The organism is Terrabacter sp. 2YAF2, assembly GCF_052114705.1.
Lineage (GTDB): Bacteria > Actinomycetota > Actinomycetes > Actinomycetales > Dermatophilaceae > Terrabacter.
Window position 1 is genome coordinate 145,520 of record NZ_JBFRFG010000008.1, and the last position, 15,455, is coordinate 160,974.

General features: G+C 71.2%; 15 protein-coding genes. 13 read left to right on the forward strand and 2 right to left on the reverse strand.

Annotation, left to right across the window (positions count from 1 at the left end):
* The first annotated feature begins 197 nt into the window (after window positions 1-197).
* The 6 genes from AB4030_RS11980 to AB4030_RS12005 all read left to right on the forward strand — a co-directional run bounded on the left by AB4030_RS11980 (window position 198) and on the right by AB4030_RS12005 (window position 5,611).
* Window positions 198-1,100, forward strand: a complete 903-nt coding sequence (locus AB4030_RS11980) for an ABC transporter substrate-binding protein (RefSeq protein ID WP_442279443.1) — start codon at window positions 198-200, stop codon at window positions 1,098-1,100.
* 5 nt (window positions 1,101-1,105) lie between these two features.
* Complete coding sequence (locus tag AB4030_RS11985) at window positions 1,106-2,050, forward strand: amino acid ABC transporter permease (RefSeq protein WP_442279444.1); 945 nt, start codon at window positions 1,106-1,108, stop codon at window positions 2,048-2,050.
* Window positions 2,051-2,097: 47 nt separating this feature from the next.
* Window positions 2,098-2,928 (forward strand): amino acid ABC transporter ATP-binding protein, encoded by an 831-nt coding sequence (locus AB4030_RS11990; protein ID WP_442279461.1) that lies wholly within the window; start codon window positions 2,098-2,100, stop codon window positions 2,926-2,928.
* Between the two features lie 41 nt (window positions 2,929-2,969).
* Window positions 2,970-4,289 (forward strand): phenylacetate--CoA ligase PaaK, encoded by a 1,320-nt coding sequence (paaK, locus tag AB4030_RS11995; RefSeq protein WP_442279445.1) that lies wholly within the window; start codon window positions 2,970-2,972, stop codon window positions 4,287-4,289.
* 74 nt (window positions 4,290-4,363) lie between these two features.
* Window positions 4,364-4,789, forward strand: coding sequence for a nitroreductase/quinone reductase family protein (locus tag AB4030_RS12000; RefSeq protein WP_442279446.1), 426 nt, complete (start codon window positions 4,364-4,366; stop codon window positions 4,787-4,789).
* Between the two features lie 21 nt (window positions 4,790-4,810).
* Window positions 4,811-5,611 carry a DUF402 domain-containing protein gene (locus tag AB4030_RS12005; RefSeq protein ID WP_442279447.1) on the forward strand — a complete coding sequence of 267 codons (801 nt, stop codon included), beginning with the start codon at window positions 4,811-4,813 and terminating at the stop codon, window positions 5,609-5,611.
* Between the two features lie 425 nt (window positions 5,612-6,036).
* On the opposite strand, the gene AB4030_RS12010 is transcribed toward AB4030_RS12005, so the two are convergent.
* On the reverse strand, window positions 6,037-6,405 hold the full coding sequence (locus AB4030_RS12010; protein WP_442279448.1) for a GntR family transcriptional regulator: 369 nt from the start codon (window positions 6,403-6,405) through the stop codon (window positions 6,037-6,039).
* 158 nt (window positions 6,406-6,563) lie between these two features.
* Between AB4030_RS12010 and AB4030_RS12015 the strand changes: the two genes are divergently transcribed.
* From AB4030_RS12015 to galE, 7 genes are read left to right on the forward strand one after another with little or no spacing between them, the layout of a single operon-like run.
* Window positions 6,564-8,042, forward strand: a complete 1,479-nt coding sequence (locus AB4030_RS12015; RefSeq protein WP_442279449.1) for a cytochrome ubiquinol oxidase subunit I — start codon at window positions 6,564-6,566, stop codon at window positions 8,040-8,042.
* A 16-nt stretch (window positions 8,043-8,058) separates the two neighbouring features.
* On the forward strand, window positions 8,059-9,108 hold the full coding sequence (cydB, locus tag AB4030_RS12020) for a cytochrome d ubiquinol oxidase subunit II (RefSeq protein WP_442279450.1): 1,050 nt from the start codon (window positions 8,059-8,061) through the stop codon (window positions 9,106-9,108).
* 43 nt (window positions 9,109-9,151) lie between these two features.
* A complete protein-coding gene (gene cydD, locus AB4030_RS12025) occupies window positions 9,152-10,753 on the forward strand; it encodes a thiol reductant ABC exporter subunit CydD (protein WP_442279451.1) in 1,602 nt (533 codons plus the stop codon).
* A complete protein-coding gene (gene cydC / locus AB4030_RS12030; protein ID WP_442279452.1) occupies window positions 10,750-12,531 on the forward strand; it encodes a thiol reductant ABC exporter subunit CydC in 1,782 nt (593 codons plus the stop codon). Before cydD ends, cydC begins: the two co-directional genes overlap by 4 nt.
* Window positions 12,532-12,543: 12 nt before the next feature.
* The gene (locus AB4030_RS12035) at window positions 12,544-12,954 is read left to right on the forward strand and encodes a BlaI/MecI/CopY family transcriptional regulator (RefSeq protein WP_442279453.1); all 411 of its coding nucleotides are present in this window, start codon (window positions 12,544-12,546) and stop codon (window positions 12,952-12,954) included.
* A gap of 38 nt (window positions 12,955-12,992) precedes the next feature.
* A complete protein-coding gene (locus AB4030_RS12040; RefSeq protein ID WP_442279454.1) occupies window positions 12,993-13,889 on the forward strand; it encodes a M56 family metallopeptidase in 897 nt (298 codons plus the stop codon).
* Between the two features lie 41 nt (window positions 13,890-13,930).
* Window positions 13,931-14,947, forward strand: a complete 1,017-nt coding sequence (gene galE / locus AB4030_RS12045; RefSeq protein ID WP_442279455.1) for a UDP-glucose 4-epimerase GalE — start codon at window positions 13,931-13,933, stop codon at window positions 14,945-14,947.
* A gap of 235 nt (window positions 14,948-15,182) precedes the next feature.
* On the opposite strand, the gene AB4030_RS12050 is transcribed toward galE, so the two are convergent.
* A partial coding sequence (locus AB4030_RS12050; protein WP_442279456.1) for an IS30 family transposase occupies window positions 15,183-15,455 on the reverse strand: 273 nt, incomplete at its 5' end.

A 15,455-nucleotide genomic window follows, 5' to 3' on the forward strand; every position in this document is an offset into this window, starting at 1 on the left:
ACCGCTCACGATGCGGGGGTGGGTGTCGCCACGCACCCCCGCATCGCCCCCCTGACGCGACCAACATCGCGATCCGCATACGATCACGCCCAACCCGGTGCCGGTCCGGGCCATGAGTGGCAGGATCGGCCGCACCGAAGGCGCATCGAGGCGCCCGCGGTCAGCCCGTTCGCCAGTGCTCGGAAGGACCCCTTCTCATGCGTCGCATGTCCCTCATCGCCGTCTCCGGCTTCGTCGCCGCCGGCCTCACTCTCTCCGCCTGCGGCTCGAACTCGCTGTCCACCTCGCCCGGCGCGGGCAGCACGCCTGCAGGGACGGCCGCCGGCGGCGGCGTCGACCAGGCCCTTGCGGCCAAGGTCCCCGCCAAGCTCAAGTCGGCCGGCAAGATCGTCGTCGGCACCGACCCGACCTACGCCCCCAACGAGATGCTCGCCACGGACGGCAAGACGGTCGAGGGGTGGGACGTCTCCCTCTTCGACGCGGTGGCCGCCAAGCTCGGCCTCAAGACCGAGTACGTCCCGGCCGGCTTCGGCACGATCATCCTCGGCGTGACAGGCGGCAAGTACGACATCGGCGTCTCGAGCTTCACCATCAACCCGGACCGCAAGAAGGAGGTCAACATGGTGAGCTACTACAGCGCCGGCACGCAGTGGATCGTCGCCAAGGGCAACCCCGAGAAGGTCAGCATCGACGACGCCTGCGGCAAGAGCATCGGCGCGCAGAAGGGCACCGTGCAGGCCGAGGACCTTGCCGCGCGCAGCAAGAAGTGCACCGACGCCGGCAAGCCCGGCATCACGCAGGTCATCCAGACCGGCCAGGACCAGGTCACCGCCGACGTCGCCAGCGGCAAGACGGCCGCCATGCTCGCCGACTCGCCGGTCGGGCTGTATGCCGTGAAGCAGACCGGCACGCTGGAGGCGCTCGGCAAGATCTACGACTCGGCTCCCTACGGCTACGTCGTGCCCAAGGACCAGACCGACTTCGCCAACCTCCTCGTCGACGCCCTCAAGGCCGCCAAGGCCGACGGCAGCTACGAGGCGGCCCTGAAGAAGTACGCCGTCGAGGCCGGCGGGATCGACAACTTCGCCGTCAACCCCTGAGCGCCATGACCGACGCGACGTCAGAGCGCCCCGGCGTCATCCACGCCCGGCCGGTGCGCCACCCGGGCCGGTGGGTCGCCCTTGCCGTGATCATCCTGCTCATCGGGATGATGATCAGCTCGTTCGTGACCAACCCGCGCTGGGACTTCTCCAAGGCGCTCGAGATCATGCAGCAGACCCCGGTGATCGAGGGGCTCTGGAAGGGCACCATCATCGGCACCGTCGGCTCGATGGCGATCGGCATCGTCGGCGGCGTCATCATCGCCGTGCTCCGCCTGTCGCACAACCCGGTGCTGCGCGGAGTCTCGTTCGTCTACACGTGGTTCTTCCGCGGGATCCCGCGCCTGGTCCTGCTCGCGATGATCGGCAGCGGCGTCGGATTCCTCTACAACAAAGTCGATTTCGGCGTCCCGTTCGGCCAGCAGCTCGCCTCGTTCATGGGACTGTCGAGCGACTTCACGTTCTTCACCCTCAACGTCAACCAGTTCTCGAGCACGCTGCTCGCCGGCATCATCGGCCTGGGCCTCTCCGAGGCCGCCTACATGGCCGAGATCGCCAGGGCCGGCATCCTGTCCGTCGACCAGGGCCAGGCCGAGGCGGCTGCCGCGCTCGGCATGAGCCGGGGCAAGGCGATGCGCCGGGTCGTGCTTCCCCAGGCGATGCGCGTCATCGTGCCGCCCACCGGCAACGAGACGATCGCCATGGTCAAGGACACCTCGCTGCTCTCGGCGATCCCCGTCATCACCGAGCTCTTCTACCAGACGAGCGCGATCGGCAACCGGACGCTGCTCATCATGCCGGCGTTCGTGGCCGTCACCGCGTGGTACCTCATCGTCGGGTCGGTGCTCATGGTCGGCCAGTACTTCCTGGAGAAGCGCTTCGGCCGCGGCTTCGGCACCGGGGCCCCCAACAAACGCTTCGCGCGGCCGGCCGGGGCGGGAGGCGCCTGATGTCCGACACCACGAACACCCCGATGGACGTCGCGACCAGCAGCACCATGGCCGTCGACCGCTCTCGCACCGAGGGAGAGCAGCCCCTGGTCCGCGCCGTCAACGTCATGAAGAGCTTCCACGGCACCGAGGTGCTCAAGGGGATCGACCTCGACGTCCGTCGCGGCCAGGTGGTCGTCCTCCTCGGTCCCTCCGGCTCGGGCAAGACGACCCTTCTCCGGTGCATCAACCAGCTCGAGGCGATCGACGGTGGCCGCATCTGGGTCGACGGCGACCTCGTCGGCTACCGCGAGAAGGACGGCCACCTGCACCACCTCACCGACAAGCAGGTGGCGGCGCAGCGTCGCGACATCGGCATGGTGTTCCAGCGGTTCAACCTCTTCCCGCACATGACGGCTCTGCAGAACGTCGCCGAGGCGCCGGTGCAGGTCAAGGGCGTCGACAGGAAGCACGCACGCGAGCGTGCCGTCCAGCTGCTCGAGCAGGTGGGCCTCGGCGACAAGCCGGACGCCTACCCGGCGCAGCTCTCGGGCGGCCAGCAGCAGCGGGTGGCGATCGCGCGGGCCCTGGCGATGGACCCGAAGCTGATGCTCTTCGACGAGCCCACCTCGGCCCTCGACCCCGAGCTCGTCGGCGAGGTGCTGCGCGTCATGCGCGACCTCGCCCAGCAGGGCATGACGATGATCGTCGTGACGCACGAGATGGGCTTCGCCCGTGACGTCGCCGACCACGTCGTCTTCATGGACGGCGGTGTCGTCGTCGAGGAGGGCAAGCCGAAGGACGTCATCCGCAATCCGCAGCACGAGCGCACCAAGTCGTTCCTCGCGCGGATGCGCACCGAGGACGAGGAAGAGACGACCGACGCCCAGAAACCCTGAGCCGCAGACGCAGCCGCAGCGGGCGTGGGCAGAATGGGCCCATGACGACGGAGTCACCCTCGAGCCGACCGGCACTCCCCGACCACGAGATCCCCACCCTCGAGGTGGGTGAGCTGCGCGACCTGCAGCTCGAGCGTCTGCGACGGGTGGTGCGGACGGCATACGACAACGTCTCGCACTATCGCGATGCCTTTGACGCCAAGGGTTTCCATCCCGATGACCTGCGGTCGCTCGACGACGTGAGTCGTATGCCATTCACGACCAAGGCGGACCTGCGGGCCAACTACCCCTTCGGGATGTTCGCCGTCCCGCGGGAGCAGGTCGTACGCGTGCACGCGAGCTCCGGGACCACGGGACGTCCCACCGTGGTGGGCTACACCAAGGCCGACATCGACACGTGGGCCGACCTCATGGCCCGCTCGATCCGGCTCGCCGGCGGCCGTCCCGGCGACATCGTCCACGTCGCCTACGGCTACGGCCTGTTCACCGGCGGTCTCGGAGCCCACTACGGCGTCGAGCGGCTCGGTGCGACCGTCGTGCCGGTCAGCGGCGGCATGACCGAGCGCCAGGTCCAGCTCATCCAGGACTTCCGGCCGCGGGTGATCATGGTGACGCCGAGCTACTTCCTCAGCCTGCTCGACCAGATGGAGCGCGAGGGCATCGACCCTGCCGGCACGAGCCTCGAGGTCGGGATCTTCGGCGCCGAGCCGTGGACCGAGTCGATGCGCCAGGAGATCGAGCGCCGCACCGGCATGGACGCCGTCGACATCTACGGCCTCTCGGAGGTCATGGGCCCCGGCGTCGCGCAGGAGGCCGCGACGACGAAGGACGGGCTGCACATCTGGGAGGACCACTTCTACCCCGAGGTCATCGACCCGATCACCGAGGAGGTCCTGCCCGACGGCGAGGTCGGCGAGCTCGTCTTCACGTCGCTGACGAAGGAGGCGATGCCGGTGATCCGCTACCGCACCCGAGACCTGACGCGCCTGCTCCCCGGCACGGCCGTCCCGTCGATGCGCCGGATGGAGAAGATCACCGGGCGCACCGACGACATGATGATCATCCGCGGCGTCAACGTCTTTCCGACCCAGATCGAGGAGCACGTGCTCGCCGAGCCGCGGCTGTCGCCCTACTTCCAGTGCGTCCTGACCCAGCCCGGCCGGATGGTCGAGCTGACGGTGCTCGTCGAGCCGCTGACGCGCCTGGAGGCCGGCGCCGCCGACGAGATCGCCCGCACCCTCCAGCACGCGATCAAGACCCACATCGGCACGACCTGCCGCGTCGAGGTGCGCGACCCCGGCTCGATCGAGCGCTCGATCGGCAAGGCCCGTCGCATCGTCGACGAGCGCGGCAAGGGCTGACGCGAGCCGTCGCAGAGTGCTTGACTCGGACCACAGGGGGCCTGCGGACCGAGTGAGGGATGAGCATGGGCACGATGACTCGACGACTGTGGCGGGCGGGGAACGCGGGCGCCACCTGGACCTACCGACACACCGGCGGGCGGATCGGCGGCCGGGCCCGTGGCGGCAGCCCCGTCCTGCTGCTCACGGCTCCCGGACGCAGCGCCGGGCAGCTGCACACGGTGCCGGTCGCGTACGTGGAGCGCGACGGCGCCTACTACCTCGCCGCGACGGCGGGAGGGCAGCCGAAGGAGCCGCAGTGGATCCGCAACCTGCGCGCGACTCCCACGGCCACCATCCAGGTGGGCCGCCAGCAGATGCCGGTCTCGGTCGAGGTGCTGGCCGGTGCCGCCCGTGAGGCGGCTTGGCACGACTTCGTCAGCACCTACCCGAGCTTCGCCCCGTACGAGCAGAAGGCCGGCCGCCGCATCGCCATCGCGAAGGTGACCCCGACCCGTTGAGGCAGCCCGTAGGGTGTCCGGATGCCGGAGGTCCTGCCGATGCCCGATGCCTCGCCGCCGATCGACGGGCCGGTGCTCGCGCCGTATCCCGTGACGGTGCCGGAGGGTGCACGACCGCTCGGCGTCGCGCCCTTCCTCGGGGTCGGTGACGTCGTCATGTGGCGCTATCGGGACCACGGGTGGCGCAGCGGAGGCCCCGAGAACACCTCACCGATGCGTGTCGTCCGCGACGACGAGCGCGGCCTCGTCGCCTGGCTGGCACCGGGCACCGTCCAGCTGACGAAGAGGTATGCCGACGGCTCGGACCTGCGTGACGTGCCGATGGGTGAGCGGTTCCTCCGGGACGCCCAGCGCGTCCAGGCCCGGACACGGTGGCGCGGAGCCGGCATCCTGCGGATCGCGCCGGCCGACGCCCCCTGGTCCGTGTGGCTCTTCTGGGACGTCCCGGAGGAGCACGACCCGGCGGACCCGGCCGCGCACGACAGCTGGGAGTTCGGCGGCTGGTACGTCAACCTCGAGACGGCCCACCAGCGTGCCGGGCACGAGACCTTCACCGGCGACCACGTGCTCGACCTGTGGATCGAGACCGACGGGACGATCAACGTCAAGGACTCCGACGAGCTCGAGGCGGCCGTCGAGCAGGGGCGGGTGACGGCCGGGCAGGCCCGGGCGATCCGGCTCAACGGTGAGCACGGGCGGGCGTCCTTCGCGCGCGGCGACTGGCCGTTCGACGACGAGTGGACGCGGTGGCGGCCGGACCCGGCGTGGACGGCACCCAGCCTGCGTCCCGACGAGCACTGGGACATCGACCTCGTCGACTGAGCGCGCGTGAGCCTCGCCCGCGTGTGCACCTCTCGTTGTCCTGACAACACGAAGTGCACACACGGGACTACCTCGGCAGGAACCGCCGGCGAGGGGCGAGGTATCAGCAGGACACCACCCCGCTCTGAGCTGTGGGAGCGATCAGCACCCCCTTCCCGCCGCACAAGGAGCACGTCATGGGCATCCCTCCACACGCAGCCCGCCTCGCCGGCGCCTGGGCCGTGAAGTCTGCGGCTGCCCAGCAGTCCGTCCATGAGTCCGGACCTGTGTCGGATCTGCCAGCGGGTCCCGAGCCGACCCCAGCACCGTCACCTCGGCCCCAACGCGACCGATCGCACCGCATCGCCGTCTCGCGCATCCTGCACCCGCTGCACCGGCACGCCTGACGCGGCGACCCGGCATACGGCCTCCGCTCGGGTCGGCTGTCAGGCCCCGCGCTGGGCGCGACGGACGATCTCGACGGCTGCGGCATCGCCCACACCCGCCTGGCGGGCCGCCGCCACGAACCGCTCGGCGAGCACCGCGAGCGCCGCCTCGGCAGCGTGCTCCCCCGAGGCGACCACCGTGCCGGCCCGGCCGCGCGTCTCGACGAGCCCAGCGGCCTCGAGCTCCTTGAAGGCGCGGGCGACCGTGTTGGCCGCGAGGCCGAGATCGACGGCGAGCGCCCGGACCGTCGGGAGCCGGTCGCCGGGCACGAGCCGGCCCGAGCGGATCAGCGCCTCGACCTGCGAGCGCACCTGCTCGAAGGGGGCCTCCCGGGAGGCGGGGTCGACGACGACGTCGAGTTCGGTCACCCGGGAAGTAAGGCAGCGGGGCGCGGCGCTGTCAACGCCGACCCGCGCGTGAGCGGCGTCACGCTCCAACGCTGGACACCTGCGGGGTCGGTCCTCGGACCAGCCGCTAGCATCTACTACGTCATGTAGTTTTGGTGCTGACCCCTTGCGGAGCCCTCATGGATGCAACGGACCTGGCCCGGTGGCAGTTCGCCATCACCACCGTGTACCACTTCCTCTTCGTGCCGATCACGATCGGCATGTCCCTCATCGTCGCCGTCTTCCACACCGCCTGGGTGCGCACGCACAACCCGCAGTGGATGAGGCTGGCGAAGTTCTTCGGCAAGCTCTTCCTCATCAACTTCGCGCTCGGGCTCGTGACGGGCATCGTGCAGGAGTTCCAGTTCGGCATGAACTGGAGCGACTACTCGCGCTTCGTCGGCGACATCTTCGGTGCGCCCCTCGCCATCGAGGCGCTGCTCGCCTTCTTCCTCGAGTCGACCTTCCTCGGCCTGTGGATCTTCGGCTGGGGCCGGCTGCCGGAGAAGCTGCACGCGGGGACGATGTGGCTGGTGCACATCGGGACGGTGCTGTCGGCCTACTTCATCCTCGCCGCCAACTCCTTCATGCAGCACCCGGTCGGCTACACGTACAACAAGGCGAGCGGCCGCGCCGAGCTCACCGACTTCTTCGCGGTGCTGACCAACAAGGTCCAGCTCGTCACCTTCCCGCACGTCATCTTCTCGGCGTACATGGCGGGCGCCGGCGTCGTCATGGGCGTCGCGCTGTGGCTGATGCGCCGCGAGGCCAAGCGCGCCGCTGACGATGCGCAGGAGGTTGCCCGCACCGACGCACCGCTGTACCGCCGGGCGACCCGGATCGCCGCGGTCTTCACGCTCGTCGCGGCCGTCGGCGTCGTCATCTCCGGCGACGCGCAGGGCAAGATCATGACCGAGGTCCAGCCGATGAAGATGGCGGCGGCCGAGGCGCTCTACGGCTCCGTGCCCGGGGGTGTCGGAGCGCCCTTCTCGGTGCTGACGGTCGGCTCGCTCGACGGCTCGCACGCCAACGCCATCATCGAGGTCCCCGGCCTGCTCAGCTTCCTCGCGACCGGGGACTTCAAGGGCGCGGTGAAGGGCATCAACGACCTCAAGGCCGCGTACGCCCAGACCTACGGGGCGAGCGGCAACCCTCGCGTCGCCGACACCATCACCGCCTACGTCCCCAACATCCCGACCACCTACTGGTCGTTCCGTCTCATGATCGGGCTGGGCGTCGTGACGGCGCTCATCGCGCTCGCCGTCCTGTGGCTGACCCGCAAGGGGCGCACCCCGACGTCGAGGTGGCTGGCGTATGCCGCCGTGGCCGCTCCGCTCCTGCCCGTCTTCGCCAACAGCTTCGGCTGGATCTTCACCGAGGTCGGCCGCCAGCCCTGGCTCGTCTTCGGCCTCATGACGACCGCCAACGGGGTCTCGCCGAACGTCTCGATGGGCGAGGTCATCACCTCGATGGTCGTCTTCACGCTCCTCTACGGGGCGCTGGCCGTCGTCGAGATCAAGCTCTTCCTGCACTACGTCCGCAAGGGGGCCGAGCCCTTTGAGGAGCCGCAGAACCCCGCCGACCGGGACGAGGACGCACCCCTCGTCTTCGCCTACTGAGAGGGGCTGAGCTGCAATGGATCTCGCCACCTTCTGGTTCATCGTCATCGGCGTCCTCTGGACGGGGTACCTCGTCCTCGAGGGCTTCGACTTCGGCGTCGGCATGCTGATGCCCGTGCTCGGCGGCAAGCGCTACGCCTCCGACGCCGTCGACGCCGAGAAGCGCCGCCGCGTCCTGCTCAACACGATCGGCCCGGTGTGGGACGGCAACGAGGTGTGGGTGCTGACCGCCGGCGGTGCGACCTTCGCGGCCTTCCCGCACTGGTACGCAACGCTGTTCAGCGGTTTCTACCTGCCGCTGCTGCTCATCCTCGTCGCCCTCATCGTGCGCAACCTCGGCTTCGAGTACCGCCACAAGCGGCCCGAGGCACGGTGGAAGGCGCGCTGGGACCTGGCGATCTTCTGGGGCTCGCTCGTGCCCGCGCTGCTCTGGGGTGTCGCGCTGACGAACATCGTGCGCGGCGTGCCGATCGACGCGAACAAGGAGTACACCGGCAACCTCTTCACGCTGCTCAACCCGGCCGGCCTGCTCGGCGGACTCGTCTTCGTGGCGCTCTTCCTCACGCACGGCGCGGTCTTCGTGGCGCTCAAGACCGACGGCAAGATCCGTCACGAGGCGCGCCGGATCGCCGAGCGCGTCGGGGTCGTCGCCGCGGCGCTCGCGGTCGTCCTGCTCGTCTGGATCGGCCTCACCGACGGCAAGCTCGCCTCGTGGGTGACCACCGTGGTCGCGGCCGTCGCGCTCCTCGGGGGGCTCGCAGCCAACCGGGCCGGGCGCGAGGGATGGGCGTTCATCGGCACGGCCGTCACCATCGCCATGGCGGTCGCGACGTACTTCCTCGTGCTCTTCCCCAACGTCATGCCGAGCTCGACGAACCCGGCCTGGAACCTGACGATCCACAACGCGTCGAGCACCGACTACACGCTCAAGGTCATGACGATCGTCGCGCTGATCTTCACGCCGATCGTCCTGATCTACCAGAGCTGGACGTACTGGGTCTTCCGGAAGCGCTTGACGGTCAAGCACATTCCCGAGGACGCGCCCCTCGAGAAGGTCCCGCACTGACTCGCGACACACCATCACCGACACTCGAGAGAGCACGGACCCCGTGAAGCCCTTCGACCCACGACTCCTCCGGGTGGTCCCGGCCGCCCGGAGGCCGGTCGTCGTCCTCGCCGCCGCCGGCATCGTGAGCGGCCTGACGACGATCGCGACGGCCTTCGCACTGTCGGCGGTCGTCGTGGCCGTCGTCGAGGGGCGTGACCTCGCCACTCCCCTCGCCTGGCTGCTCGGGCTCTTCGCGGTGCGGGCCGTGCTCGCTGCGGTGACGGAGCGGGTGGCCGCGTGGGCCGGCGTCTCCGTGTCGTCGGCGCTGCGAGCCTCGCTCTTGGGTCGCTGGGGCACCGTCGACGCGGACGACCGCCTCGAGCCCGGCGCCGCCGTCTCGCTCGCGACCGCGGGCACGGCAGCCGTGGAGCCCTATGCCGCCCGCTTCCTCCCGACACTCGTGACCGCCGCCGTCGTGCCGGCTCTCGCCATCGCGACGCTCGTCGTCGTCGACTGGCCGAGCGCTCTCGTCGTGGCGCTCACCCTGCCGCTCCTGCCCGTCTTCGCCGCCCTCATCGGCAAGGCGACCGCCGAGTCGACCGATCGGCGGTGGTCGGCACTGGCGGCGCTCTCGGGCCACTTCCTCGACGTCGTCCGCGGCCTGCCGACGCTCGTCGCCTACGGGCGCGCCCGGCGGCAGGTCTCGACGGTCCGTGAGGTCAGCGACCGGCACCGCCGCGCCACGATGGAGACGCTGCGCATCGCGTTCCTGTCGTCGGCCGCGCTCGAGCTGCTCGCGACGATCTCGGTCGCACTCGTCGCGGTGACGGTCGGCCTGCGCCTGTCCACCGGGTCGATGGCCCTTGGTCCGGCGCTCGTCGCGATCCTGCTCGCCCCCGAGGCCTACTGGCCGGTGCGCCGGGTCGGAGCGGAGTACCACGCCGCCGCCGACGGCGCCGTGGCCCTCGACGCCATCCTCGCCCAGCTGGAACCCGCTCCCTCCGACCTCTCTTCCAGCTCCCCGTCGGGGAAGGACGCTGGACGTGTCGGGGAGGTGCGGCTGCGCGCCGTCTCCTACGCGGATGCCGGGTCGCCGGCCCCCGTCATCCGTGACCTCGACCTCGTGGCCGGCCCCGGGCTCACGGTCGTGACCGGCCCGTCCGGCGTCGGCAAGTCGACGCTGCTCGACCTGGCAGCCGGACTGCGTCGGCCGACGGCCGGCACGGTCGAGGCGCCGGCCTCGCACTACGTGACACAGCGGCCGTTCCTCGCGACCGGGACCGTGCGTTCGGCGCTGACGATCGGCCATCCGGCCACCGACGACCAGCTCTGGGAGGCCCTGCGCGCGGTCGAGGTCGACGGTGTCGTCGCCGCCCTGCCCGGTGGCCTGTCCGCCGACCTGGGCGACGACGGCTTCGGCCTGTCCGCCGGGCAGCGCCAGCGTCTCGCCCTGGCCCGTGCCTGGCTCGCGCCCGAGACCCTCCTGCTCCTCGACGAGCCCACCGCCCACCTCGACCCCGAGGGCGCCGAGCACATCGCTGCTCTCGTCGCCGAGCTCGCCGAGCGCCGTGTTGTCGTCGCCGTCACCCACCGCGACGAGCTGCTCGCCCACGCCGACCACCACCTCGTCCTCAGCAGCTCCCGAGAGGAGGCCTCACGATGATCAGCCCCACCCGGCGGGTCTGGTGGCCCTCTGCCGGCACGGTCCACGGCGGCTTGCTCGGTGGCATCGCGACCGCCGCCGGCATGGCCCTCACCGCGACATCGGGCTGGCTCATCGTCCGAGCGTCCGAGCACCCGGTGATCCTCACGCTGCTCACCGCGATCGTCGCCGTCCGCGCCTTCGGCATGGCGCGACCCGTGTTCCGCTACTGGGAACGGCTCACGAGCCACGACGCTGCCCTCGCGCTTCTCGCCGAGCGCCGGACGTCGGCCTACGAGGCCCTCATCCCACTCACTCCGGCCCGCCTCGGACGACGCCGTCGATCCGACGTGCTCACCGGGGTCGTCGACGACCTCACCGACGTCGTCGACGCCCAGGTCCGGGTCACGGTCCCGGTCATCTCGACGGCCGTCGCCGGCGGCATCGTCATCGCCCTGACGATGGTGCTCGCTCCCCCCGTGGGCCTCGTCATGCTGGGGCTCGGGCTCGTCGTGTGCCTCATCAGCGCGTTGGCCGTTCGACTCGAGTCCCGTTCCCTCCCAGAGCTGCTCGCTGCCCGCGCCGAGGTGATGCGCGTCAGCGAGCTCATGTCGAGCCAGGCCGGTGAGCTGCGTGCCGTCGGCGGCTGGCACACGGCGCTCGGCTGGCTGCACGACGCCCACGCCGCGCTCGACCGGGCCACGCGGCGCATCAGCGCCGGCCGCGCGGCCGCATCCGCCCTCTTCCTCGTCGCCGTGGGCTCAGCCGTCGCGGTGACCGCGGTCATCGCCCAGGACCTCGCCGTCTCGACCCCCGTCAAGGCGCTCCTCGTGCTCACGCCGGTCGCGGTCACCGAAGCCATCACCCCGCTCGTCGACGCCATGCGCGCCCTGGCCCGGGCCCGGGGCAGCGAGCACCGCATCGACGCCCTGCTCGACCTCGCGCCGGCGGTTGCCGACACCCACTCCGGCATCCCCGGCCATGCGGACGTCGACGCGTCGGGCACCCGGCCCTGGCACACGGCATACGCCCGCAGTGACGTCGAGACTCGCGGGCTCACGGCCTCGTGGACGGGCGCGCGCACCGACCTCACGGCGACAGACCTGGACGTGCCGGCCGGCAGCCGCATCGCGGTCACCGGCCCCAACGGCAGCGGCAAGTCGACCCTGCTCGCCGTGCTCGCCCGCCACCTCGACCCGTCGGGTGGCACCTACCGGTTCGACGGCACCGACGCGCTCGAGCAGCCCCTCGAGGAGACCCGCTCGCGCATCGCCGTCGTCGACGACGAGACCCACGTCTTCGCGACGACGCTGCGGGGCAACCTCGCGCTCGCCCGGCCCGGCGCGGACGGCGCAGCGATGGAGCGCGCCCTGCGCGCCGCGGGCCTCGCGCCCCTGCTCGAGAGCCTGCCCGACGGGCTCGACACGACGCTCGGCTCCACCGGCCGCGGCCTCTCCGGGGGTGAGCGCGCCCGGCTCGGCATCGCCCGCGCCCACGTCAGCGGGCGCCCCGTCGTGCTCCTCGACGAGCCCGTCGCACACCTCGACCCGCCGACGGCCCGCGCCGTCGTCGAGGACCTGATCCGAGGTGGTGCCGCGCCGGGTACGACACAGGTGGCGGGCACCGACACGCCCGCGCAGACGATCATCATGGTGACCCACCGCGACGACGGAGCCGAGCTGTTCGACCGTGTCGTCGAGGTGCGGCGCCAGCCATCGGGGACGATGGCGAACACCACCGCAGGACCGGATGCCCACCTGGGCGACCGCACGCACGAAGCCGACCCGCCACGTCGGTAGATTGGACCCGCCATGCCCACCACTCCGCGAAACCGTCTCGGCGACCTCGAGCGCGCCGTCATGGAAGAGCTCTGGACCACCGCCGACGCCCACCCCGAGGGCCGGACGGTGCGCGAGGTCCATGACGCGATCGGGGTCGAGCGCGGACTCGCCTACACGACCCTCATGACCGTGCTGGACCGGATGGCGAAGAAGGAGCTCGTCCACCGTGAGCGCGACGGCCGCGCCTGGCGCTACACCGCCGCGTCGACCCGGGCCGAGCTGACGTCGGAGACGCTGCACCACACGCTCAGCGAGCTGGCCGGCGACAAGCGCCGCACCGCCCTGCTGCACTTCCTCGACGAGTCGACGGCCGAGGAGATCGACGAGCTCAAGGCGGCCCTGGCCGCGCTCGAGGCCCGCCGACCCGAGCGCGCCGGCTGATGGCCGATCACGTGGCCGGACGCCGCCCCACCTGAGCCGTGCTTGTCGTCGCGGCCCTCGTCGTCCTCGCGGTCCTGCTCGCGTGGCCGGTGCCGCGCGCCCTGGCCCGGGCCACGTCGTTGCGCCGCGCCCCCCGGTCCGCGCTGGTGCTCTGGCAGGCCACGGCGGTCGCCGCCGTGCTCGCCGCGCTGCTCGCCGCGCCGGCGGCGATCCCCCTGCTGGTCGGCCGTCAGGTGCGGCTGTCGGAGCACTGGGTCGTGGTGGTCGTCGCCGCCGCACTCAGCGGGCTCGTCGCGGTGCGCCTGCTGCTCTCGGGCGACCGCGTCGGCCGCAACCTGCGTGCCGCACGCCGCCGCCACCGGGATCTCGTCGACCTGCTCGGCGTCCCTGGTGAGGGCGCCGACCGGCACATGCGCGTCCTCGAGCACACGACCCCGACCGCCTACTGCGTCCCGGGCGTACGCCGTCGCGTCGTCCTGACGCAGGGCACCCTCGACCGGCTCGGACCCGACGAGCTCTCGGCGGTCCTGGCCCACGAGCGCGCCCACCTCAGTGCGCGGCACGACCTCATCGTCGAGTTCTTCACCGTCGTGCACGAGGCGGTCCCCGGCTTCCTGCGCTGTGATGCGGCACTCCGGGAGGTGCTCCTGCTCATCGAGGTGCTCGCCGACCGCGCCGCCGTCCGGCGGGCCGGCCCGGTCAGCACGGGGCGGGCGATCGTCGCCATGGCGGGCGGTCCGAAGCCTGCGGGCGCCATGGCGATGGCCGACAGCACCCGGGTCGCCACGGCACGCATCGGGTTGCTCGATGCCGAGCACATCGCGGGGCTGCCGGTCCCCGTCGTCGCCGCGGGGATGTATGCCGTGTCGGCCGTCCTCGTCGTGGCGCCCCTCGCGCTCTACCTCGCCGCGATCGCCGGGCTGACCGTCGTCTGAGCCGCTCCCGGGCGGCGGACCCGAGTCGATAGGGTGGCGCCATGCGCGTACTCGTCAGCGGCGGAGCCGGCTACATCGGCTCGCACACCGTGGTCCAGCTCATCGCCGCCGGGCACGACGTGCTCATCGTCGACAACTTCGCCAACAGCAAGCCGACGGTGGTCAACCGTCTCGAGGCGCTGACCGGCACGCACCTGCCCGTGCACGCCTTCGACCTGACCGACCACGACAAGACCGAGCACCTCTTCGCCACCGAGAAGATCGACGCCGTGATCCACTTCGCCGGGCTCAAGGCCGTCGGGGAGAGCGTCGAGCTGCCCCTCGAGTACTACGAGAACAACCTCGGCTCGACCTTCTCCCTCGTGCGCGCCATGCGCCGCCACGGCGTCGACAAGCTGGTCTTCAGCTCGTCCGCCACGGTCTACGGCACCAACCAGGAGGCCGCCACCGAGGACCGCACGACCTCGGCGACCAACCCCTACGGCTGGACCAAGGTCATGCAGGAGCAGATCCTGCGCGACGTGGCCGCGGCCGACCCGACCATGCGCTTCGCCCTGCTGCGCTACTTCAACCCGGTCGGCGCCCACGCCAGCGGCACCATGGGCGAGGACCCGCAGGGCATCCCCAACAACCTCGTGCCCTACATCTCGCAGGTCGCGGTCGGCCGCCGCGAGTACCTCCAGGTCTACGGCGACGACTACCCGACGGCGGACGGGACGGGCGCCCGGGACTACATCCACGTCGAGGACCTGGCCGCGGGACACCTCGCCGCGCTGACGAAGCTCGGCACGATGGAGGAGCCGGTCGGCGTGTGGAACCTCGGCACCGGCCACGGCACCACCGTCCTCGAGATGCTGCACGCGTTCGAGCGGGCCGTGGGCCGCGAGCTGCCCTACCGCGTCGTCGGCCGGCGCGCCGGCGACGTCGCCGTGTCGTTCGCCGACCCGGCCAAGGCCAACTCGGAGCTGGGCTGGCGCGCGACCCGCACCATCGACGACATGTGCGTCGACACGTGGCGGTGGCAGAGCGCCAACCCCACCGGCTACCCCGACGCCTGACCCACCCTCCCCGTCGAGTGCGCAGTTCCCGACGCGGGCGCCCGTCGCGAAGTGGGCACTCGAGTGAAGCTGCCCGTCGAGTGCTCAGTTCCCCACGCCGCGGCCCGTCGGGAAGTGGGAACTCGAGTGAAGGTGGCCCTCGAGAAGTGGGCACTCGAGTGGAGCTGCCCGTCGAGTGCTCAGTTCCCCACGCGGCGAGCCCGTCGGGAAGTGGGCACTCGAGTGAAGGGCGGTCTCAAGTCGTCTGCGCAACGGTGAGTAGTTCGTTGAGCCTAACGGCGGGGGTGTGGAAGCCGAGGGTGGCTCGGGGTCGGGTGTTGAGCAGGTGTTCGACGTGGGCGACGCGTTCGTCGGTGACRGTGGTGAAGTCGATGCCTTTGGGGAAGAACTCGCGGATCAGGCCGTTGGTGTTCTCGTTGGTGCCGCGCTGCCACGGTGAGTGCGGGTCGCAGAAGTAGACCTTGCAGTCGGCCGCGACGGCGAACCGGGCGTGCTCGGCCAGCTCGGC